Origin of the sequence: Microbacterium sp. T2.11-28, from assembly GCF_950097975.1 — a bacterium.
Taxonomy (GTDB): domain Bacteria; phylum Actinomycetota; class Actinomycetes; order Actinomycetales; family Microbacteriaceae; genus Microbacterium.
This window is the reverse complement of the sequence record NZ_CATNHF010000012.1, coordinates 1-19,293: the sequence shown is the minus strand read 5'-3', so window position 1 is coordinate 19,293 and position 19,293 is coordinate 1. Positions and strand designations below refer to the sequence as shown.

Here is a 19,293-nt window from a genome sequence, read left to right as displayed (position 1 = left end):
CACCCTCTATCGGCCGGTTCGTGCCGCGCGTTAGCCGTCGCGTTCGACGTAGGCCGCGTCGTCGGTGCGGGTACCCGGGATCAGGCGCGCGGCGTCGAGTTGCGCGCGGACCGCGGCGAGCTCCCCGCGCAGGTGCGCGGTCCGCGCCAACTGCCGCGCCGCGATGCTGCGCGCGCGCTCCACGAGGTGCGGCGGCAGCGGCCCGAGGCTCGGACACGGGGCCCACGGCCCCGGCTCCGGGGATTCGAGGTCGCGCTCGAACCGATCGAGCTCTGCGCTCCAGTCCGATGCGCTCATGCGACGGTCATCGTCTCCGCCGCGGCGTGCCAGGCGTCGCGCAGCGGCAGCACGATGTCGAGGCAGGCGCGGGTGCGTGAGGCGTCCCGCGAGATGTTCGCTCCGATGAGCTCCCGCGTCAGGTAGCCGTAGAGAGCGCGCAGGCCCGCACTGCCCTCCCACTCGGCCGACAGCGACCCCGCCAGCTCGGTCACGATCTGCTGAGCGTGCTGGAGCTCGGTGTTCGCCGTCTCTCGATCGCCACGCAGCTGCGCCGCCTCGCCGCGCTCGATGTCGAGCACGAGCCGGTCGTAGAGCATCGTGAGCAGGCGCTCGGGGCTCGCCGAGAGGATCGCCTCCTCCCGGTAGCGCTGCTGCGCGCGCAGCGCCGGGTTCACGAGTCGCTCCCCGACGAGAGCCCGTCCAGCTGCGAGGTGAGGTACGACGACTGCGACTGCAGGCGCGAGAGCATCGTCTCCATCGCGGCGTACGTGCGCTCGAGCGTCGCGCGCCGCTGGTCGAGGCGCACGTCCCACCGCTCGAGCTGGTCCGCGATCCGGGAGACCTCGTCCTGCTGTCCCGTGATCCGTGCCGTGAGGAGCCCGTCGTACTTGTCGGAGTACTGCGCGGCGACGTCCTGCACGCGGCCCGCGATGCCGGTGAACATCGCCTCGACGGCCGCCGGATCCTCGGCGAGCGCCGTCGCGAAGGCGTCCTCGTCGAAGGAGAGCACGCCGTCCCGGTCGAACGAGATGCCGATCGTCGACGGGGAGCGTCCGTCGACCGGGTACTGCACCGCGTTGGCGAGGCCCTGACGGAGTGCGCGCACCGTGCTGTCGCCCGTGAACACCCCGAGCGTGGTGTTCTGGCCCGAGGAGGTGGCGGGGGTGGCGCTGGAGCCCTTCGCGATCGTCGTCATGATCGCGGCGATCTGCGTCACGAGCTCCGAGGCGGCCTTCGTGCGCGCGGCGGCGTCGGGGGCGACGGTCAGCGTGACGGGAGCCGCCGTCGGTGCGCTCACCGTGACGTCGATGCCGGGGAACAGGTCGGTGAACACGTTGCCCGCCGAGGTGACGGTCTGCTCGGCCGCCGTTCCTGCCCACAGGCGGATCTGGGCGTCGGCGCCGGGCGTCACGACGGCGGCGCCGGGTTCGGCGGCGAGGTCGGACGCGGTGCCGGCCGAGACGGCCGCCGCGTCCCCGAGGTAGACGCGGAACGTCCCCGCCGCCCCGGTCTCGGTCGCCGTCAGCTGCAGACGGAACACGGGGGCGCCGCCCCCGTCGACCCCGGCGGCCACCGCGGAGGCGGAGATGCCGACCCCGGCGGCCGTGAGCGCGCGCGCCACATCGGCCGGCGAGCCGTTGGTCGGGTGGACCTCGACGAGAGCGCCGGTGGCATCCTCGACGGTCAGGACGGGCGGGCTCCCCGGCAGCGCGGTGTACGCGGCCGAGACGACGCTGTGCGCGGTGGCCACCCGGTCGACGACGATCTGCGTCGACATCGGCGCCACCCCGGCACTCGGGGTGACGGTCACCGAGGCGTCCGAGCTCGTGGCCGACACCTGCGCGAGCGCGGTCGGTCCGGCCGCTGTCTTGGCGCGCGTGAACAGGTCCTGGAGGGCGGTGTTCAGGGACTGGAGGTGCGAGATCACGACCTTGCGGTCGTCGGATTTGGCACTCAGCAGCGTGCGCGGGATCTTCTCGACGTCCATGAGGGCGTTGATGATCGCCGTGGTGTCGAGTTTCGACGCCAGGCCGTCCAGCGAGATCGCCACCGCACAACCCCCAGGAGCCGCAGATGCCGGAGGACCTCCCCGGCATCTGTGCCTATCGGCCGGGTCGGCGCGCGCGTTAGCGGTTCACAACTCCGGAATTCCGGCGCGCCGGGGCCGCAGGACGGCCCGAGCTGGCGGATGTCGTCACGGATTTCCGGAGTCGTGAACGCGACCCGGCCGGTGGCGACGCGGTCAGGCGGTCGCGGCGCGGGGCGTGAGGTGCGGCGGGACGGCGGCGGAGGCCGAGGCCGCGGCGCGGCGGACCGGGTCGAGGGCGTCGATGCGGGCGAAGAACGCGTCGCGCGTCTCGACCGACACCCGCGAGACGGGCACCATCGCGGCGCCCTCGGTGTGCCGCTCCAGAGCGTCGTGCAGCAGGCGGACGGCCTCCGCGCGCTGCTGCGACACCGCCGAGTGCGAGACGCCGAGCTCCTCGGCGATCTCCTTGACGGTGCGCTCCTGCACATAGACGGCGTGGACGATCAGCCGCATCCGCTCCGGGAGCGCGGCGACGGCGTGCGCCAGCGCCTCGCGGCGCTCGCGGATCAGCACCGACTCCTCGGGCAGCACCATCCCGGACGGGACGTCGTAGACGCTCTCGTCGTCGAGGCTGGTGACGGTGCGGGCCGCGTCGTCGAGCGCCTCGACGACGTTCTCCCGCGGGACGCCCATCGTGGCGGCGATCTCGTCGACGGTGGCCGTGCGCCCGAGCCTCGCGGTCAGCGTGTCGCGCACGGCGGTGGTCTCCTTGATCCGCCGGCGCGTGCCGCGCGAGGCCCAGTCCATCGAGCGCATCTCGTCGGCGAACGCGCCGAGGATGCGCCGGCGGGCGTAGGCCCCGAACGGGACGCCGAGGTCCGGATCGAAGGCGTCGGCGGCGGTCACGAGGGCGAGGGCGCCCACGGCGGCCAGGTCTTCGAGCGGGACATGCGTCGCGCGGGAGTGGAGCTCGCGGGCGAGGTAGCCCACGAGCGGGAGGTTCTCCTCGATGAGGAGGTTTCGTTCGGCACTGCCAGGCATCGGGGGATGTCTGCCTTTCGTCTGTCGAGCAGGGGGGATACTCAGACGTCGCCGCAGCGTGGGGGGATCGCGCGGCGTCGGACTCAGACTATGAGAGAACTCTCATAAAACTGAAGTACCAACGGTTTCCGACACGTTACGTATCGGCGACGCGTGCCGATAGACAGGTACGAGCCCGTCGCGGATCCGGCGCAAATTGGGGTTGCGTCCTCCGCGGCACGAACAGGGAATCCACTGGGGAGGAAGAACATGGGAGCCAACGAGTTGTCGATGCAGCTGTGGCGTGAACGCGAGCTGCTGGAGATGCTGATCTTCAAACTCGAAGAGCAGCGGCTCCTGCTGGAGTCCGGCGGCATGCGCTGGGTCCACTTCGCCACCCGCGAGATCGAGCAGGTGCTCGAGCGCCTGCGCGAGTCCGGACTGGGCCGCGACGTCGAGGTCGCCGCCCTCGCCCGGGAGTGGGGCGTGACCGAGCCGGTGACGCTCGCCCGTCTGCTCGACGCGGCGCCGACGGAGTCCTGGCGCGACATCTTCACCGATCACCGCGCGGCGCTCACCTCGCTCATGGCCGAGGTCGCGCAGCTGAAGGGCTCCAACGAGGTGCACCTGCGGGCTGCCGGCCGCGCGGTCGAGGAGACCCTGGCTGGCCTGGAGGCGGGCGCCGGCGTGTACGACACGCACGGCGAGCGCGCCCGGGAGGACCAGCCGCGGATCGTGGACAGGGAGATGTGAGGGACGCGATGTCGACATTCAGCGGGCTGGGGACGGCGGCCAGCGCCCTCTCGGCGGCGCGCCGGGGGATGGACCTGGTGGGGCAGAACATCGCCAACCAGACGACCGCCGGCTACACCCGGCAGCGGCTGGAGACCTCGGCCGTGGGCGCCGTGGCGGTGTCGGGGCGGTTCTCGGCGGGGGTCCAGCCCGGCGGCGGCGTCTCGGTCGACGGCATCGCGCGCCTCGGCGACGCTGTGCTCGACGCCCGCGTGCGGGACACCCTCGCCGCCTCGGGCTACTGGTCGACCCGGGCCGCCGCATCCGCCGCCGCCGAGGCCACCCTCGGCGAGCCCACGAGCGACGGCATCGCCCATCAGCTGTCCGAGTTCTGGGCCGCGTGGCAGGACGTCGCGAACGCGCCCGACTCGACGGCCGCGGCTGCCACCGTGATCACCCACGCGCAGACGCTGGCCGCCCGGATCGCCGACGGCTACCGCGCTGTGGCCGGGCAGTGGGCCGATGCGCGTGCCTCGGCCGACATGACGGTCTCGCGGATCAACGCCGCCGCCACCGAGATCGCCGAGCTCAACGGGGCGATCCGCGACGCGACGGCCGCGGGCGGTGCACCCAACGAGCTGATCGACCGCCGCAACCTCCTCGCGCAGAACGTGGCCCGCCTCTCGGGCGCGACGGCGACCGTCGAGACCGACGGAACGCTGACGCTGCGCATCGACGGCAACGCCCTCGTCTCGGGCGCCAACGCCCGCGCCCTCGCCCTCTCCGGACCGCCGTCGCTCGAGTCGGCCGATCCGCTCGCCCTGGCCTGGGTCTCCGACGGCGACCTCCCCGTCTCCACCGTCGGCGGAGAGCTCGGCGGTCTGCTCGCGGTGCTCGCGCCCGCCGGCGAGGACGGCGTGCTGGCGGGCCTGGCGGCCGACTACAACGCGCTCGCGACCGCACTGGCAGACGCGGTCAACGCGCAGCACGCCGCGGGGGTCACCGCCACGGGCGCACCCGGCGGCGACTTCTTCTCTCTCGCGGCGGGCGCCCCGGCGGCGCTCGGGCTGGGCGTCGTCCCCACCGGCCGGGCCGAGCTCGCGCTCGCCGCGCCCGGCGCCGGGCCCCTCGACGGCTCGAACGCCGACGCGCTGTCGGCCATCGGCGGCCGCGCCGGCGGACCGGATGCGCTCTGGGGCGATGTCGTGGCCCGCCTCGCGGTGGGCACGGCGGCCGACGCCGGTCGCGCCAGCCGGGCTGAGACGGGGGTGAACGCCGCCGTCATCGCGCAGCAGTCGGTGGCCGGCGTCGACAACGACGAGGAGACCGTGAGCCTGCTCACGTTCCAGACCGCCTACCAGGCCGCCGCGCGCGTCCTCACCGCCGTCGACGAGGCGCTCGACGTGCTCATCAACCGCACCGGCCTGGTCGGCCGCTGACCGTCAGGAGCCCCATGATCTCCCGAGTGACCACGCAGGCGATGACCCAGACGGCCCTGCGGAACCTGCAGTCCGGGCTCACGACGCTCTCGCGCCTGCAGGATCAGGCCACGTCGCAGCGCGCCTTCGCCGTCCCCTCCGACGACCCGGCCGCCGCCTCGACGGCGCTCGACATCCACGCCGCCCAGCGGCGCGCCACCCAGTACGCCCGCAACATCGACGACGGCCTGGCCTGGCTGACCACGGTCGACAACTCCCTCACGGCATCGACGGATCTGCTCTCCCGCGCGCGCGACCTCACCGCGCAGGGAGCGAACTCGGGGGCGCTCGACGCGACCGCGCTGGAGGCGATCGCCGTGGAGCTGGAGGGCATCCGCTCCGAGCTGCTCGCCCAGGCGAACACCCGCGTGCTCGGCCGGTCGGTCTTCGCCGGCACCTCGGATGCGCCCGCCTTCGCGGCGGACTACTCCTTCTCGGGGATCGCCGGCGGCGAAGTGCACCGCCGCATCTCGGACGGCGAGACGGTGCGCGTCGACGCCAGCGGCGCGGAGGCGTTCGGGGTGGGCGCCGCCTCGGTGTTCGCGGTGCTCGACGCGGTGGTCGCCGACCTGCGCTCCGGGCGGAACGTCGGGCCCCGGCTGGCGGAGATCGACGACAGGCTGAACACTATGCTCGGGGTGCAGGGCGCGGTGGGCGCCCGGCAGAACCAGGTGCTGCGAGCGAAGGAGGCTGCATTGGATGCCAAGGTCTCCCTCGAGGCCCAGCGCGCCGCCGTCGAGGACGTCGACACGGTGGAGGTCCTCGTCGCCCTGCGGGCGCAGGAGCTCGTCTACCAGTCTGCGCTCTCGGTGACCGCGCGGGTGCTGCAGCCGACCCTGCTGGACTTCCTGGCATGAGCGCGGTCGCCTTCCTCGCGCCGCCGCCCGGGCTCGCGCCGCACGTCGCCTTCTCGCTCGACCCGGTCGCCGGGGCCGACGGACTGTTCGCGCTCACCGCGGTCGGCGATCCCGCCGTGCGCCTGTTCGCCGTCGATCCCGCCGCGGTCGTGCCCGACTACGCGCCCGTCCTCACCGACGCGCAGGCCGACGAGCTGGGACTGCGCGCCGCCGAGGAGGCGCAGCTGCTCGTGGTCGCCCGCATGACCGACGAGGGGATGGGCGTGAACCTGCTGGCCCCCGTCGTGATCAACACCCGCACGGGAGAGGCCGCACAGGTCATCCTCGAGGGGCAGGATCTGCCCGTCCGCGCCCTGCTGGGCTGAAGGCTGGGCTGAGCGCTGGCTGAGCCGGCGCTGTCTTCCGGTCGCACCATGTCCCAGATTCCGCTGTTTCGGGGCGGGTGAATCGACGGATAGTGGGACATGCCCCACCGGAAGTGGGACATGCCTTGCGGAGGCGGCGCCGTGAGCGCGCCCGGCAGGCTCAGGCGGCGACGGGCTCGCGCGCGGGGACGACCGGCGCGGGGACGTGACCTGCCGACTCCCGCACGGAGGAGGCCGGCTCGGCGGCCGGGATGGCGGGCGCGGCGACGGGCGCGGCGGCGATCGCGGCCAGATAGCGGCCCCGATGTCCGGTGCGGATCCCGGTCGCGCTCGGCTTGTTCTCGTAGACCCCCGCCGCCCAGTTGCCCTCGACGAGCACCGGGCCCTCGGGGGTGACGGCGACATCCCAGCCGACGTAGCGCACCTGCGGCACGACCCGCGCGGCGCGGTCGACGAGGGCGAGCACCTCGTCGAACATCGGCAGCCGGAAGTCGGCGATGGTGACCGCGGACTCGGGGTGCGACCGGTGCACCCGGCCGCAGGAGTCGTAGCCGGCGCCGGTGGCCCGGCCGGTCTCGTCGAGCATCGCGTAGAAGCCGCCGAACGCGTTCTGGTCGCTCACGGCGCCGCGGCCGAACTTCTGCGCCACGGCGAGGATGTGCGTCGTGCGGCCGTCGAAGAACGCGGTGACGCGGGTGGTGTTGACGGTGCCTGCGCAGAGCGCCGCCAGCTCCTCGTGCTGGCGGATGACCTCCTCGACCAGCGTCTCGCCGCGGGCCAGCAGCCCCCGGTGGAACGCGGTCCAGTCGGTGACCTCGGCGGCGTGGTAGCGGTGCACGCCGAGGCCGGCGCGGCCGAGGGGCTCCTTCGTGACGATGGTGCCGTGGCGCTCCGCGAACGCGCGCAGGGCGTCGGCGCCGCCCTCGGTCACCACCATCCACTCGCGCCGCAGGAAGCCGTCGAAGGTGCCGTTGAAGGCGATCTTGTCGTGGAACAGATGACGGTACGCCGGGTCGTCGAACTGCATCGCCAGCCGGTCCGAGAGCGGGCTCGTCATGTAGGTCGCGCGTTCGGCGCGGGTGAGGATCGCGAAGTCGTAGTCGATGTAGTCCTGGAACCCGACGGCCCGGAACGCGGCCTGCCACAGCATGTCGGCCACGACGGCGGGCGTCCACCGGCCGTGTTGCTGCGCGGCCTGACGGGCGCGGGCGACGAGCGCTCCCGCGTCGAGACGACGAAAACGCCGCGCGAGGTAACGGAGGCGCGGCGTGATGACGGGGGCGGATGACATCGTGCTCCTGGGCGGGTCTCGGGGGCCTGGGTGAGTCAGGTGGGAGTGGGCGGAGCGTCCCCGAGTCGACGGTGGATCCCGTAGCCGGATGCCACGGGACCCACCGTCCAGTACGTCGATGCAGCGGCTGTGCGTCAGCGCAGCAGCTGCAGGACGCCCTGGTTCGACTGGTTGGCCTGCGCGAGCATGGCGGTGCCCGCCTGCGACAGGATGTTGGACGCGGTGTACTTGACCATCTCGGCCGCCATGTCGGTGTCGCGGATGCGGCTGTTGGCCGCCGACAGGTTCTCCGCCGACACGTTGAGGCTGTTGATGGTCGACTCGAAGCGGTTCTGGAGCGCACCGTAGCTGGCGCGCGCCGTGGAGACCGCCGTGATCTGCGTGTCGATCGCCGTGATCGTCGCCAGCGCGTTGGCCGACGTGTCGACCGTGAGCGCGCCCACGGTCGCGCCCAGGGTGGCGAAGTCGGTCAGCGTGATCGCGATCTGGTCCTCCGCGGCGGTGGCGCCGGCGCCGACCTGGAAGGTCAGCGTGGAGCCGCCCGACAGCAGCTTGATGCCGTTGAAGTTCGTGCTCGAGGCCAGACGGGTGAGCTCGGAGCCCAGGGCATCGATCTCGGTCTTGATCGCGGTGCGCGAGTCGGCGTTGTTCGAGTCGTTGCCGGCCTGGACCGCGAGGTCGCGCACGCGCTGCAGGATCGAGTGCACCTCCGTCAGGGCGCCTTCCGCGGTCTGGATGACCGAGATGCCGTCCTGGGCGTTGCGGGCGGCGACGTTCAGTCCACCGATCTGGGACTTCAGTCCCTCCGAGATCGCCAGACCGGCGGCGTCGTCCGCGGCACGGTTGATGCGCAGGCCGCTCGAGAGCTTCTCGAGAGACTTCGACAGGTCGTTCTGCGTGCTCGACAGGTTGCGGTAGGCGTTGAGCGCCGACACGTTGGTGTTGATCTGCATACCCATGGTGTGTTCCTCCGTGATTGGGATCAGCGGGCGCCCGTCCTGGACACCCGGGAGTCCATCCGTGGACTCCGTGATTCCCCCTATCGGCACGGCCGCGGCCCGCGTTAGGCGACGGTGCGGATCGTGCGAGGAGAGGGGACGGATCCGTTGCGCCGCGCCCCGGCCGCCGCCGTCGCCGCGCCGATAGGCTGAACCGGTGAGCCTGCTCGAGATCCGTGGTGCCGCCCTGCGCCGGGGCGACCGCGAGCTGTGGAGCGGCCTGGACCTCGACGTCGCCCCCGGCGAGCTCGTCGCCGTGCTGGGACCGTCGGGATCGGGCAAGACGACGCTCCTGCGTGCGATCCTCGGCCTCGAGCCCCTGAGCGCCGGCACCATCACCGCGCTCGGCGAGCGCGTGCACCGCCGCGGCAGCCGCCGCATCGGCTACCTGCCGCAGGCGCGACCGCTCACCGACGAGACCTCGATGCGCGGCAGGGACCTCGTCGCGCTCGGCGTCGACGGGCACCGGTTCGGGCTGCCCTTCCCCCGTCGCGGAGACCGCGCGCGCATCGACGCGCTCGTCGACGCGGTCGGCGCATCCTCGTTCGCCGATCAGCCGGTCGGCGTGCTCTCGGGCGGGGAGCAGCAGCGCCTGCGCGTCGGGCAGGCGCTCGCCGACGACCCGCGGCTGCTCCTGTGCGACGAACCGCTCACGAGCCTCGACCTCGCCAACCAGCAGGCGGTCGTGCGCCTCATCGACGACCACCGCCGGACCGGCGCCGCCGTGCTGCTCGTCACCCACGACATCAACCCGATCCTCGGTCAGGTCGACCGGATCCTCTACATCGCCAACGGCCGCTTCACCCTCGGCAAGCCCCAGGACGTGCTGACCTCCGAGGTGCTCAGCGACCTCTACGGCGCCCCCGTGTTCGTGCTGAGCGCGGGCGACCGGCTGGTCGTCGTCGGCGCCCCCGACGCCGAAGCCTCGCACCACCATCACCACGAGGAGGACCACGCGTGAACTGGTCCGACGTGGGCGACGCCATGTTCGGCGGGCTCCCCGAGTACGGGGCGATCCTCGCGCTGGTCTCCAACTCCCTGTGGGCCGGCGCCGTGCTCGGCCTCGTCGGCGGCCTCATCGGCGTCTTCGTGATGCAGCGCGACATGGCCTTCGCCGTCCACGGCATCAGCGAGCTGTCGTTCGCGGGGGCCGCCGCGGCGCTGCTGATCGGCGCCGACGTCGTGAGCGGATCCGTGGTCGGCTCCCTCGTGGCGGCGGGGCTCATCGGCTGGCTCGGCTCGCGCGCACGGGACCGCAACTCGATCATCGGCGTGCTCATGCCGTTCGGCCTCGGCCTCGGCATCCTCTTCCTCTCGCTCTACGACGGCCGCAGTGCCAACCGCTTCAGCCTGCTCACCGGGCAGATCGTCTCGGTGCAGAACGCGCAGCTGGGATGGCTCGTGGCGATCTCGGCGTTCGTGCTCGTCGCGCTGCTGCTCATGTGGCGCCCGCTGCGGTTCGACTCGCTCGATCCGCAGTCCGCCGCCGCTCGGGGGGTGCCGACCACCGCCGTCTCGCTCACCTTCATGCTGCTGCTGGGGCTGGTCGTCGCCGTCGCGGTCCACATCATCGGCGCGCTGCTGGTGATGGCGCTGCTGGTGACCCCCGCCGCCGCGGCGATGCGCGTCGCGACCGGGCCGGTCGCCGTGCCGCTGCTGTCGGCGCTGTTCGGTGTGACGGCCGCGGTCGGCGGCATCCTCCTCGCCGTGATGGGCACCCTGCCCGTGAGCCCCTACATCACGACGATCTCGTTCCTCATCTACCTCGTCTGCCGCGTGGTCGGCGCTCGCCACGGCCGCGTCGTGCGCCAGCGCGCCGCCTGAACCCCGCGCTCGGGCGACAGCGCGCGAGTGCGGGTCGCCGACGGTGCACAACTCCGGAAACGCCGGCCCCCGCGCGGCCGAAACGGGCTGTCACCGGCCGGTCGGCGCCGAATCGCCGGAGTTGCGCGCGGCCGCCGTGCGCCACCGCCACCATGTGCGGGTGCGGGCGCGAGCGCGCGAGTGCGGGCCGCTGACGGTGCACAACTCCGGAAACGCCGGGCCCGCGCGGCCGAAGCGGGCTGTCACCGGCCGGTCCGCGCCGAATCGCCGGAGTTGCGCGCAGCCGCCGCGGGCCACCGCCACCATGTGCGAGTGCGGGCGCGAGCGCGCGAGTGCGGGCCGCTGACGGTGCACAACTCCGGAAACGCCGGCCCCGCGCGGCCGAAACGGGCTGTCACCGGCCGGTCCGCGCCGAATCGCCGGAGTTACGCGCGGCCGCCGCGCGCCACCGCCGCGCGCAACCGCCGCGCAGCCGTGGCGGGACCGGCGGCGCCGCCGCTCCCAGCCGCCTCCGAAGCGGCGGCGGTAGACTCCCGGGCATGGCTCAGCGCAACACCTGGCAGCGCGATCGCGTGCGTGCGGCGCTGTCCGACACCCCCGGATTCGTGAGCGCGCAGGAACTCCACGCGGCGCTGCGCGACGACAACACCGGCATCGGACTGGCCACCGTGTACCGCGCGCTCGCGACGCTGGCCGCCAGCGGAGAGGCCGACCAGCTGCAGAGCCCCGAGGGCGAGGCCATCTACCGCGCCTGCTCGAGCGAGGGTCATCACCACCACCTCATCTGCCGGAACTGCGGCACGACCGTCGAGATCCAGGCGACCGACGTGGAGGAATGGGCACAGCGCACCGCCGCCGCCCACGGGTTCACCCGTGCCGAGCACGTCGTCGACATCTTCGGTCTGTGCGCGACGTGCACCGCCGCGGCGGGCCGTGACGACTGACCTCCGCCCCGCGCCGACCGGCACGCGACGCACCGCCGGGCTGATCGCCGCGGGTGTCGCGGTCGTCGGCCTGCTCGTCGTCGTCGCCGTCCTCGCCCCCGGCCCGGCGCTGCCCACCCGGGCGCAGGACGGCCTCACCCTCGCCCTCAGCGTCCTCATCGAGTCGCTGCCCTTCGTTGTGCTGGGCGTCATCCTCTCGATCGTCGTGCAGGTGTGGGTGCCGCCGGGGGCGATCGAGCGGTGGATGCCGCGGAGCGCGTGGGGGCGGCGGGCGGTGCTGTCGCTCCTGGGCATGCTGGTCCCGGTGTGCGAGTGCGGGAACGTCCCCTTCGCCCGCGGCCTGCTGATGCGCGGGTTCCGGGTGCCCGAGGCCCTCACCTTCCTCATCGCGGCGCCGATCGTGAACCCGATCGTCATCATCACGACCCACCAGGCGTTCGGCTTCGACGACGGGATCCTCATCGCGCGTCTCCTCGGCGGATACGCGGTCGCGAACCTCATCGGCTGGCTCTACAGCCGCCACCCCGATCCGGACTCCCTCCTCACGGACCGCTTCCGCGCCACCTGCGAGATCGCCGACGCCGAGAGCCTCACCGCCGGCCGCGGACGCCGCAGCCTCGCGCAGTTCGTCGTGGAGCTGCGCGCGGTCATGCCGGCCCTCGTGATCGGGTCGGCGCTGGCCGGCGCCGTGCAGGTCGTCGTGCCCCGCGACGCGCTCCTGGCGATCGGATCGAACCCCGTGCTGTCGATCGTCGCGATGATCGCGCTCGCGATGATCGTCTCCATCTGCTCGAACGTCGACTCGTTCGTGGCGCTGTCGTTCGCGTCGACCTTCACGCCCGGCTCGATCGTCGCGTTCCTCCTGGTCGGACCGCTCGTCGACGTGAAGATGCTCGCCCTGCTGCGCACCACCTTCCGCACGAAGGTGCTCGCCGGGCTCGTCGTGATCGTCGTGCTGTTCGCGGTCGCCGTCGGAGGGGTGGTGAACCTCCTTGCGTGAGTTCCTCCGCCGCTCCGGCACCCGTCTGCTCGGCGTCGGGCTCGCCTCGGGCCTGGCCGCCGTGACCATCGCCCTGGCCCTCACCGACCAGCTGGCCCTCTATATCAACCCCTCGTCGAACCTCTTCGCGGTCTCGATGGCGGTGCTCGTGCTCATCGGCGCGGCGGCGAGCTTCGCCCTGCCCCTCGGCGCCGAGGCCGACCACGGCCACGACCACGGCGAGGCGCACGACCACGGCGAGGCGCCCGACCACGGGCACGCGCACGACCACGGGCCGTCGCCGGCGGGGGCGCGGCCGGCCGCGGTGATCGGACGCGCCGCGATCGCCACCGGCGGGGTGCTGGCCACCGGGATCGTCGCCGCGATCGTCCTCGTGCCGCCGGCGACGCTGTCGGCCGAGCTCGCGATGTCGCGCGACACCGGGGCCCCGCCGCTGTTCCAGGGGGCCGACACCGTCGCCCTCGCGGCGACGGGTGACACCGCATCGTTCGGGGTCGGCGAGTGGGCGAGCGTGTTCGCCACGGCCACCAATCCCGAGGCCTTCGACGGCGACGAGGTCACCCTCACCGGATTCGTCACCCCCGAGGACGGCGGCTTCGGACTCACGCGGCTCGTCATCACCCACTGCGTCATCGACGCGCAGCCCGCGAGCGTCCCGGTCGCACTCGCCGGCCAGGCGCCCGGAGAGGTGCAGGAGACCGGACAGTGGGTGACGGTGACGGGGACGATCCGCGACGTCGACGGCCGGCTCCAGATCGAGGCGTCCTCCGTGGCCCCGATCGAGGAGCCGCGGGACCCCTATGAGTACTGAGCAGCTCCGCCGCGGAGACGGCGGGACGCGGCGCGGTGCCCGCCGTCGCGGGCGCGCCTTCGCAGGGGCGTTCGCGGTCGTGGTGGGCGTGCTCGCCGTGCTCGGCCTCGGCGGCGCCGCCCTGACGACGGTGCAGGGACCGCGGGTGACCAGCGTGCAGTTCGATCCTGACGCGGCGGTCACCGCATCCGGATCGCGCGTCATCTTCACGACCAGCCAGTCCCTCGACGAGGTCGACCCGTCGCAGGTGACGGTGACGCCCGCGGCCGACTTCACCGTGGACACGTCGGGACGCAGCGTCGGGCTCCGCTTCGCGCTGCCGCTGTGGGACGACACCGAGTACACGGTGCGGATCGAGGGGGTCACCGGACTCGGCGGCGGCCCGCCCGTGACGATCGAGCGGACGCTGACCACGCCGCCGCTGGAGGTCTACATCCTGCAGCGGCAGGAGAGCGGCGACACCGTCTACCGCACCGACCTCGCCGGCGACGCGGCCGTGCCGGTGTTCACGCACCCGCACATCGAGGACTTCCGCGCCACCGCGGGCCACCTCGTCATGTCCACGGTGGACGACGACGGACTCTCGCACCTCATCGTCACCGACCTCGAGGGAGAGGGGGAGCGGGAGCTGCCGCTCCCCGGCGACGGCACGGTGACCGACCTGCAGAGCGCCGACCGCGGCAACCTCGTCGGCTACCTCTTCACCGACGCCGACATCGGCGCCGACTCGGGCCGCGAGGCCGCCCTCTTCACGGCATCCCTCTCGGCCTCGCGCCGCGACGAGCCGCCCACGGCGGTCACGCGCGACGGCGGCGACTCGCGGGTGGACGACTGGCGGTTCGTGCCGGGGACCGACAGCCTCCTCATGCTGACCTTCGACGGGTCGCTGACGCTCGTCACGCCGGTCGGCGGCGCTCCCGTGGCCCTCGGCAACGCCGTCTCCATCGACGGGATCGCGCGCGGATCCGCCACCGCGATCGTCGAGCGCGTGACCGGGCTCGTCGCGATCGACCTCGCCACCGCAGAGGAGACCGAGCTGGCGCCCACCGACCCGTCGCTCGGCCAGGCCTGGTCGGTCATCGGCCTGCCCGACGGGTCGGGCGACACGGTGCGCGTGCTGTCGAAGCTCGACGAGGCCGGGATCACCGTCGAGTCCACCTCGGTCGCCGTCGTCGACGCCGATGGAGAGGCGCGCCCGGTGTTCGACGTGCCCGCCGATGCCAGCCTCATGCAGGCGTGCGTCTCGCCCAGCGGCCGGTACGCGGCGCTCCTGGTCGCCCCCGAGGTGGTCGACAACCCCTACGACGGCTACCAGCTGCCGCTTCCCGAGCGCCTGCAGACCCACGTCGTCTCGCTCGAGGACGGCGCCGAGGTCGTGGCCCTGCGCGGCTTCGACATCTCCTGGTGCCAGTCGGCGCCGCGGCCGTGAGCGGCCGTCCGTCCGGCGATGCGCCGGATTCCGCACCCGACGCGATCGATCGTCGCGCGGGCCTCGTCCCCGCGACACGCGAGGCGCTCCGCGGGCTGCCGGTCGAGGTGGCCCCGCGGCTGCTCGGCGGGCTGCTGCGGGTGACCGTCGACGGCGGCACCGTGGCCGTGCGGATCACCGAGGTCGAGGCCTATCACGGACAGGGCACCGGTCCGGTGCCCGACCCGGGATCGCATGCCCGCAGCGGCCCGACCGCGCGCAACGCCACGATGTGGGGCGAGCCCGGCCACCTGTACGTCTACCTGAGCCACGGCATCCACTCGTGCGTCAACGTCGTCTCGGGCCCCGAGGGCGTCGCCGGCGGAATCCTCCTGCGCGGCGGTGAAGTGGTCGAGGGCGTGGAGGCCGCGGCGTCGCGGCGCCCGGCCTCCCGGTCTCCGCGCGACCTCGCCCGGGGTCCGGGACGGCTCGGCGACGCCGTCGGGCTCCGGCATCCGCGGCACGACGGGATCGACGCCGTGACGGGGGAGGAGCGCGCGGGCGCCGTCGCGCGGCTGCTGCTCCCGGCGGCGCCGCTCGCCGACGTGTCGACGGGACCGCGCGTGGGCGTCGCCGGGATCGCGGGCACGCATGCGTTCCCGTGGCGCTTCTGGGTCACGGGCGATCCGACGGTGTCGGCGTTCCGCTGGGGGCGCGGTGCGGCCGAGGCGGCCCGCTGAGGCCCGCGGGCGTGTGATGCTGGAGGCCGGACCCCCATCGGAGGAGGAAGTCATGTCGACGCTGCGTGTGCTGTTCATCGGAGGCACGGGGATCATCAGCACGGCGTGCGTCGCCGAGGCTCTCCGCCAGGGGCACGAGGTGCACCTGCTGCACCGCGGGCGCGAGCAGCGGCGGGCGGTGCCCGAGGGCGTCACCGTGCACCTCGGAGACATCCGCGACGAGGACTCGGTGCGCGAGGCGCTCGGCGATCTCGAGTTCGACGTCGTCGCGGAGTTCCTCGCCTTCACGCCCGCCCACATCGAGACCGACCTGCGGCTGTTCGCCGGCCGCACGCGCCAGTACATCTTCATCAGCTCCGCCTCGGCCTACCAGACGCCGCCCACGCACCTGCCGATCACCGAGTCGACGCCGCTGCGCAACCCGCACTGGGAGTACTCGCGCAACAAGATCGCCTGCGAGGACGCGCTCGTCGCCGCCTACCGCGAGACCGGCTTCCCGATGACGATCGTGCGGCCGTCGCACACCTACGACGCGACGCTGCTGCCGATCGACGGCGGCTGGACCGCGATCGAGCGGATGCGCGCCGGCAAGCCGGTGATCGTCCACGGCGACGGCACGTCCCTGTGGACGATCACCCACAGCAGCGACTTCGCCCGGGGGTTCGTCGGCCTGTTCGGCCGAGCCGACGCGATCGGCGAGCCCTTCCACATCACCGGCGGCGAGGCCCCGACCTGGAACCAGATCTACACCGAGCTCGCCCACGCCGCCGGGGTGGCCGAGCCCGACCTCGTCCACGTGCCCTCGGAGGCGATCGCGGCGCTCGACGCGGAGTGGGGATCCTCGCTCCTTGGCGACAAGACGCACTCGGCGGTGTTCGACAACTCCAAGATCACGCGCATCGTGCCCGGCTTCGGCACCACCGTCCCGTTCGCCCGCGGCGCGCGGGAGATCGTCGAGTGGTACGACGCGCATCCCGAGGCGCAGACCGTCGACGCCCACTACGAGGAGCTGGCCGACCTGCTCGTCGAGCGGTACCGCCCCCGCGCCCGCTGAGCGACGCTCGCACCGCGGTCGCCGAGCGGCCGCTCGCACCCCGCTCGCCGAGCGAGCGCTGGCCACCCCGGTCGTTGAGCGAGCGCAGCGAGACGAAACGGCGACCCCCCGCCCCGCTCAGCGTCCGGGCCCGCCCGTGCTAGACTGACTCTTTGTCTGCGCGCACTCCAGCACGCAGTTCGCGTTTCGTCTCACATCGTTCGCTCAACGACCGGAACATCCGGGCGGGGATCGCGTGTGTCACGGGATGCAGACAAGGGATCTTGGGTGGGGCCGTCCGGCCTCACGGTAACTGCCTCATCAGGGGCATAAGGGAGACATCACCATGGCAGCAGTGTGCCAGGTGACTGGAGCAGTTCCCGGCTTCGGTCACAACATCTCGCACTCGCACCGCCGGACGAAGCGCCGCTTCGACCCGAACGTGCAGAAGAAGACCTACTACGTTCCTTCGCTTGGTCGCAACATCAAGCTGAACGTCTCGGCCAAGGGCATCAAGGTCATCGACGCCCGCGGCATCGAGTCGGTCGTGAAGGACCTCCTCGCGAAGGGTGTGAAGCTCTAATGGCGAAGAAGGCTCAGGACGTCCGTCCGATCATCAAGCTGCGCTCGACCGCCGGCACGGGGTACACCTACGTGACGCGCAAGAACCGCCGCAACAACCCCGACCGCATCGTGCTCAAGAAGTACGACCCGGTGATCCGCAAGCACGTCGAATTCCGAGAGGAGCGCTGATCTCATGGCCAAGAAGAGCAAGATCGCGCGCAACAACCAGCGCGAAGAGGTCGTGGCCCGGTACGCCGAGAAGCGCGCCGAGCTGAAGAAGACGCTCGTCGACCCGAACGCGACCGACGAGGCCCGCGAGGCCGCCCGCGTCGGCCTGCAGAAGCTCCCGCGCAACGCGTCGCCGGTGCGTCTGCGCAACCGCGACGCCATCGACGGCCGCCCGCGCGGCCACCTGTCGAAGTTCGGCATCTCGCGTGTCCGCTTCCGCGACATGGCGCACCGTGGCGAGCTGCCCGGCGTGACCAAGTCGAGCTGGTGAACCAGCACGCCGACAGCGCTGTGAGCTGGTAAGCACCCGCACAGCAGCGAAGGCCGGAGCCCCTCGGGGTTCCGGCCTTCTGCGTTCCTGCGCGAGCGGGGTCGGTCAGGCCGCGGCGGCGTGCGAGGTCGCCCACTCGAGGGCGAAGTCGGCGACTTCCTCCCAGCCGTCCTGGCTGACGATGCGGTGGGTGCGTCCGGGGAACTCGCGGTAGTCCACGACGGCCGGGCTCCCGGTGCTGCGGTACTTCTTGACGATCGCGCGCCCGATCGCCGGCGGCACGACGTGGTCGATCTCACCGGTGATGACGAGGAGCGGTGCGCGGTCGGTCCGGCCGTAGTCGACGTGCGACGCACCCCCCTTCTCGTTGAACGCGGCGGCGACGCCCTCGAAGAACACCCGGTTGTAGGAGTTCACGGCGTACTGCTCCCACAGCTCGTCGGACGCGGCGCGGGGCAGGTCGTTGCCGAAGGTGAAGTGGAAGTGGCGCTTCGACAGCGGCTTCGCACCGTTCCGGCCGAACGGGTTGGAGAGGATCGGTGTGCCGGTCCACAGGGTCGACAGCGGCAGCGTCGTGATGCCGGCCGGCTGGCCGGGCGTCACGCCCACGTAGGCGACGCCGAGGCCGCGGTCGGCGAGCATCTGGGTGAAGAGGCCGCCGAAGGAGTGGCCCATGATGATCGGCTTCTCGGGGAGGGCGCGGATGATTCGCTCGTAGTGGTCGACGATGTCACGGATGCCGATGCCCTTCAGCGCCTCGGGGTTGCGGCGGATGTCCTCCACCGAGCGGTCGTCGATCCCGGGCCAGCCGGGGACGATGACCTGGTGGCCCGCGGCGCGGAAGCGATCCGCCCAGGTGTCCCAGCTCTTCGGGGTCATCCAGAGTCCGTGGATGAGGACGATGGGGGTCTTGGTCGAGGTGTTCATGTCGTGCTCCTTGTGGGGTGTGCGAGTGGATGGTGGCGGTGCGGGTGGTGCGGGGAGCCGGTCGTTCACGGCTGATGTATCCTGATAGTAGACCGAACGTTCTATCTGCGCAAGACTATTCCCGGAATCCTCACGAGACGAAAGCCCGCATCCGAAATGACAGAGAATGTGACGATGAGCACTGCACCCGTCGCCGTCGACGAGATCGCGGCGTCCGGGCTGCCGGCGCGCGACAGGCTGCTGGCCGCGGCGACCGCGCTGTTCTACCGCGAAGGCATCCACTCGGTGGGCGTCGACCGCGTGATCGAGGTCGCCGGCGTCACCCGCGCCACCCTCTACAAGCAGTTCGCCGGCAAGGAGAACCTCGTCCTCGCGTACCTCGAGGGGGAGGACGCCGGGCTGCGCGCGCTCTTCGAGGAGGCCGCCGCCGCCGGAGGCACGCCCGACGAGCTGCTCGACCTCGTGGTGGCGGGCATCCAGGCCGACATCGCGCAGCGCCACACGCGCGGGTGCCCCTTCATCAACGCGGCAGCCGAGTATCCCGACGAGGGACCGGTGCGCGCGCTGATCGCGACCCACCGCGACTGGTTCCGCAGCACGCTGCGCGACCTCGCCGCCGCGGCGGGCCTGCGCGATCCCGAGGGCGTCGCCGGCGCGCTCGTGCTGCTGCGCGACGCCGCGCTCGTCGGCGGCTACCTCGACGGCACCGACATCGTCGCACCGGTCTTCGCGCAGTCCGCCCGCACGGTCATCGACACCCACCGCCCCTGACC

General features: G+C 72.6%; 23 protein-coding genes. 16 read left to right on the top strand and 7 right to left on the bottom strand.

Features of this window, described 5'->3' with window-relative positions:
- Window positions 1–30: 30 nt before the first annotated feature.
- The 4 genes from QQZ13_RS07105 to QQZ13_RS07090 form a co-directional block, all read right to left on the bottom strand.
- Complete coding sequence (locus QQZ13_RS07105; RefSeq protein WP_284528330.1) at window positions 31–297, bottom strand: hypothetical protein; 267 nt, start codon at window positions 295–297, stop codon at window positions 31–33.
- Window positions 294–674: a flagellar export chaperone FliS gene (fliS, locus tag QQZ13_RS07100; RefSeq protein WP_284528329.1), complete on the bottom strand. Its 381-nt coding sequence runs from the start codon at window positions 672–674 to the stop codon at window positions 294–296. The genes QQZ13_RS07105 and fliS overlap by 4 nt, the downstream gene beginning before the upstream one ends.
- Window positions 671–2,050: a flagellar filament capping protein FliD gene (fliD, locus tag QQZ13_RS07095; RefSeq protein WP_284528328.1), complete on the bottom strand. Its 1,380-nt coding sequence runs from the start codon at window positions 2,048–2,050 to the stop codon at window positions 671–673. The genes fliS and fliD overlap by 4 nt, the downstream gene beginning before the upstream one ends.
- 192 nt (window positions 2,051–2,242) lie before the next feature.
- Window positions 2,243–3,070, bottom strand: a complete 828-nt coding sequence (locus QQZ13_RS07090; RefSeq protein ID WP_284528327.1) for a sigma-70 family RNA polymerase sigma factor — start codon at window positions 3,068–3,070, stop codon at window positions 2,243–2,245.
- 249 nt (window positions 3,071–3,319) lie between these two features.
- On the opposite strand from QQZ13_RS07090, the gene flgN reads away from it, so the two are divergent.
- Genes flgN through QQZ13_RS07070 form a run of 4 tightly spaced genes read left to right on the top strand, consistent with a single transcriptional unit; the run spans window position 3,320 to window position 6,481 of the window.
- Window positions 3,320–3,802 (top strand): flagellar export chaperone FlgN, encoded by a 483-nt coding sequence (flgN, locus tag QQZ13_RS07085; RefSeq protein WP_284528326.1) that lies wholly within the window; start codon window positions 3,320–3,322, stop codon window positions 3,800–3,802.
- A gap of 8 nt (window positions 3,803–3,810) precedes the next feature.
- Window positions 3,811–5,220, top strand: a complete 1,410-nt coding sequence (gene flgK, locus QQZ13_RS07080) for a flagellar hook-associated protein FlgK (protein WP_284528325.1) — start codon at window positions 3,811–3,813, stop codon at window positions 5,218–5,220.
- Window positions 5,221–5,234: 14 nt separating this feature from the next.
- Window positions 5,235–6,116, top strand: a complete 882-nt coding sequence (locus QQZ13_RS07075) for a flagellin (RefSeq protein WP_284528324.1) — start codon at window positions 5,235–5,237, stop codon at window positions 6,114–6,116.
- Window positions 6,113–6,481 carry a flagellar assembly protein FliW gene (locus QQZ13_RS07070; RefSeq protein WP_284528323.1) on the top strand — a complete coding sequence of 123 codons (369 nt, stop codon included), beginning with the start codon at window positions 6,113–6,115 and terminating at the stop codon, window positions 6,479–6,481. Before QQZ13_RS07075 ends, QQZ13_RS07070 begins: the two co-directional genes overlap by 4 nt.
- A gap of 160 nt (window positions 6,482–6,641) precedes the next feature.
- On the opposite strand, the gene QQZ13_RS07065 is transcribed toward QQZ13_RS07070, so the two are convergent.
- Both QQZ13_RS07065 and QQZ13_RS07060 read right to left on the bottom strand, forming a co-directional pair.
- Window positions 6,642–7,772, bottom strand: coding sequence for a sugar-transfer associated ATP-grasp domain-containing protein (locus QQZ13_RS07065; protein ID WP_284528322.1), 1,131 nt, complete (start codon window positions 7,770–7,772; stop codon window positions 6,642–6,644).
- Window positions 7,773–7,906: 134 nt separating this feature from the next.
- A complete protein-coding gene (locus tag QQZ13_RS07060) occupies window positions 7,907–8,731 on the bottom strand; it encodes a flagellin (RefSeq protein WP_284528321.1) in 825 nt (274 codons plus the stop codon).
- Between the two features lie 196 nt (window positions 8,732–8,927).
- Here QQZ13_RS07060 and QQZ13_RS07055 point away from each other — a divergent pair, with 196 nt between their 5' ends.
- The 11 genes from QQZ13_RS07055 (at window position 8,928) to rpsN (ending at window position 17,593) form a co-directional block, all read left to right on the top strand.
- Complete coding sequence (locus QQZ13_RS07055) at window positions 8,928–9,731, top strand: metal ABC transporter ATP-binding protein (protein WP_284528320.1); 804 nt, start codon at window positions 8,928–8,930, stop codon at window positions 9,729–9,731.
- Complete coding sequence (locus QQZ13_RS07050) at window positions 9,728–10,594, top strand: metal ABC transporter permease (RefSeq protein WP_284528319.1); 867 nt, start codon at window positions 9,728–9,730, stop codon at window positions 10,592–10,594. The genes QQZ13_RS07055 and QQZ13_RS07050 overlap by 4 nt, the downstream gene beginning before the upstream one ends.
- A gap of 539 nt (window positions 10,595–11,133) precedes the next feature.
- A complete protein-coding gene (locus QQZ13_RS07045; RefSeq protein ID WP_284528318.1) occupies window positions 11,134–11,538 on the top strand; it encodes a Fur family transcriptional regulator in 405 nt (134 codons plus the stop codon).
- Window positions 11,528–12,538 carry a permease gene (locus QQZ13_RS07040; RefSeq protein ID WP_284528317.1) on the top strand — a complete coding sequence of 337 codons (1,011 nt, stop codon included), beginning with the start codon at window positions 11,528–11,530 and terminating at the stop codon, window positions 12,536–12,538. Before QQZ13_RS07045 ends, QQZ13_RS07040 begins: the two co-directional genes overlap by 11 nt.
- On the top strand, window positions 12,531–13,349 hold the full coding sequence (locus QQZ13_RS07035) for a TIGR03943 family protein (protein ID WP_284528316.1): 819 nt from the start codon (window positions 12,531–12,533) through the stop codon (window positions 13,347–13,349). The genes QQZ13_RS07040 and QQZ13_RS07035 overlap by 8 nt, the downstream gene beginning before the upstream one ends.
- Window positions 13,339–14,778 carry a hypothetical protein gene (locus QQZ13_RS07030; RefSeq protein WP_284528315.1) on the top strand — a complete coding sequence of 480 codons (1,440 nt, stop codon included), beginning with the start codon at window positions 13,339–13,341 and terminating at the stop codon, window positions 14,776–14,778. The genes QQZ13_RS07035 and QQZ13_RS07030 overlap by 11 nt, the downstream gene beginning before the upstream one ends.
- 44 nt (window positions 14,779–14,822) lie before the next feature.
- A complete protein-coding gene (locus tag QQZ13_RS07025; RefSeq protein WP_284528801.1) occupies window positions 14,823–15,497 on the top strand; it encodes a DNA-3-methyladenine glycosylase in 675 nt (224 codons plus the stop codon).
- Between the two features lie 52 nt (window positions 15,498–15,549).
- The gene (locus tag QQZ13_RS07020; RefSeq protein ID WP_284528314.1) at window positions 15,550–16,551 is read left to right on the top strand and encodes an SDR family oxidoreductase; all 1,002 of its coding nucleotides are present in this window, start codon (window positions 15,550–15,552) and stop codon (window positions 16,549–16,551) included.
- Window positions 16,552–16,876: 325 nt separating this feature from the next.
- A complete protein-coding gene (rpmB, locus tag QQZ13_RS07015) occupies window positions 16,877–17,113 on the top strand; it encodes a 50S ribosomal protein L28 (protein WP_047543954.1) in 237 nt (78 codons plus the stop codon).
- A complete protein-coding gene (gene rpmG, locus QQZ13_RS07010) occupies window positions 17,113–17,283 on the top strand; it encodes a 50S ribosomal protein L33 (RefSeq protein WP_005051772.1) in 171 nt (56 codons plus the stop codon). Before rpmB ends, rpmG begins: the two co-directional genes overlap by 1 nt.
- A 4-nt stretch (window positions 17,284–17,287) precedes the next feature.
- Window positions 17,288–17,593 carry a 30S ribosomal protein S14 gene (gene rpsN / locus QQZ13_RS07005; protein WP_144806591.1) on the top strand — a complete coding sequence of 102 codons (306 nt, stop codon included), beginning with the start codon at window positions 17,288–17,290 and terminating at the stop codon, window positions 17,591–17,593.
- A gap of 105 nt (window positions 17,594–17,698) precedes the next feature.
- Here the strand turns inward: rpsN and QQZ13_RS07000 are convergent, their stop codons facing one another.
- Entirely contained in the window at window positions 17,699–18,520 is an 822-nt protein-coding gene (locus QQZ13_RS07000) for a carboxylesterase (protein ID WP_284528313.1), read from the bottom strand.
- Between the two features lie 174 nt (window positions 18,521–18,694).
- Here QQZ13_RS07000 and QQZ13_RS06995 point away from each other — a divergent pair, with 174 nt between their 5' ends.
- The gene (locus tag QQZ13_RS06995) at window positions 18,695–19,291 is read left to right on the top strand and encodes a TetR/AcrR family transcriptional regulator (RefSeq protein ID WP_284528312.1); all 597 of its coding nucleotides are present in this window, start codon (window positions 18,695–18,697) and stop codon (window positions 19,289–19,291) included.
- Window positions 19,292–19,293 lie beyond the last annotated feature (2 nt).

What these genes read in the sequence shown, in the direction of transcription:
- QQZ13_RS07105 (WP_284528330.1), bottom strand. Translation starts at nt 297, where the DNA reads ATGAGCGCATCGGACTGGAGCGCAGAGCTCGATCGGTTCGAGCGCGAC.
- QQZ13_RS07090 (WP_284528327.1), bottom strand. Translation starts at nt 3,070, where the DNA reads ATGCCTGGCAGTGCCGAACGAAACCTCCTCATCGAGGAGAACCTCCCG.
- flgN (WP_284528326.1), top strand. Translation starts at nt 3,320, where the DNA reads ATGGGAGCCAACGAGTTGTCGATGCAGCTGTGGCGTGAACGCGAGCTG.
- flgK (WP_284528325.1), top strand. Translation starts at nt 3,811, where the DNA reads ATGTCGACATTCAGCGGGCTGGGGACGGCGGCCAGCGCCCTCTCGGCG.
- QQZ13_RS07075 (WP_284528324.1), top strand. Translation starts at nt 5,235, where the DNA reads ATGATCTCCCGAGTGACCACGCAGGCGATGACCCAGACGGCCCTGCGG.
- QQZ13_RS07070 (WP_284528323.1), top strand. Translation starts at nt 6,113, where the DNA reads ATGAGCGCGGTCGCCTTCCTCGCGCCGCCGCCCGGGCTCGCGCCGCAC.
- QQZ13_RS07065 (WP_284528322.1), bottom strand. Translation starts at nt 7,772, where the DNA reads ATGTCATCCGCCCCCGTCATCACGCCGCGCCTCCGTTACCTCGCGCGG.
- QQZ13_RS07060 (WP_284528321.1), bottom strand. Translation starts at nt 8,731, where the DNA reads ATGGGTATGCAGATCAACACCAACGTGTCGGCGCTCAACGCCTACCGC.
- QQZ13_RS07045 (WP_284528318.1), top strand. Translation starts at nt 11,134, where the DNA reads ATGGCTCAGCGCAACACCTGGCAGCGCGATCGCGTGCGTGCGGCGCTG.
- QQZ13_RS07030 (WP_284528315.1), top strand. Translation starts at nt 13,339, where the DNA reads ATGAGTACTGAGCAGCTCCGCCGCGGAGACGGCGGGACGCGGCGCGGT.
- QQZ13_RS07020 (WP_284528314.1), top strand. Translation starts at nt 15,550, where the DNA reads ATGTCGACGCTGCGTGTGCTGTTCATCGGAGGCACGGGGATCATCAGC.
- rpmB (WP_047543954.1), top strand. Translation starts at nt 16,877, where the DNA reads ATGGCAGCAGTGTGCCAGGTGACTGGAGCAGTTCCCGGCTTCGGTCAC.
- rpmG (WP_005051772.1), top strand. Translation starts at nt 17,113, where the DNA reads ATGGCGAAGAAGGCTCAGGACGTCCGTCCGATCATCAAGCTGCGCTCG.
- rpsN (WP_144806591.1), top strand. Translation starts at nt 17,288, where the DNA reads ATGGCCAAGAAGAGCAAGATCGCGCGCAACAACCAGCGCGAAGAGGTC.
- QQZ13_RS07000 (WP_284528313.1), bottom strand. Translation starts at nt 18,520, where the DNA reads ATGAACACCTCGACCAAGACCCCCATCGTCCTCATCCACGGACTCTGG.
- QQZ13_RS06995 (WP_284528312.1), top strand. Translation starts at nt 18,695, where the DNA reads ATGAGCACTGCACCCGTCGCCGTCGACGAGATCGCGGCGTCCGGGCTG.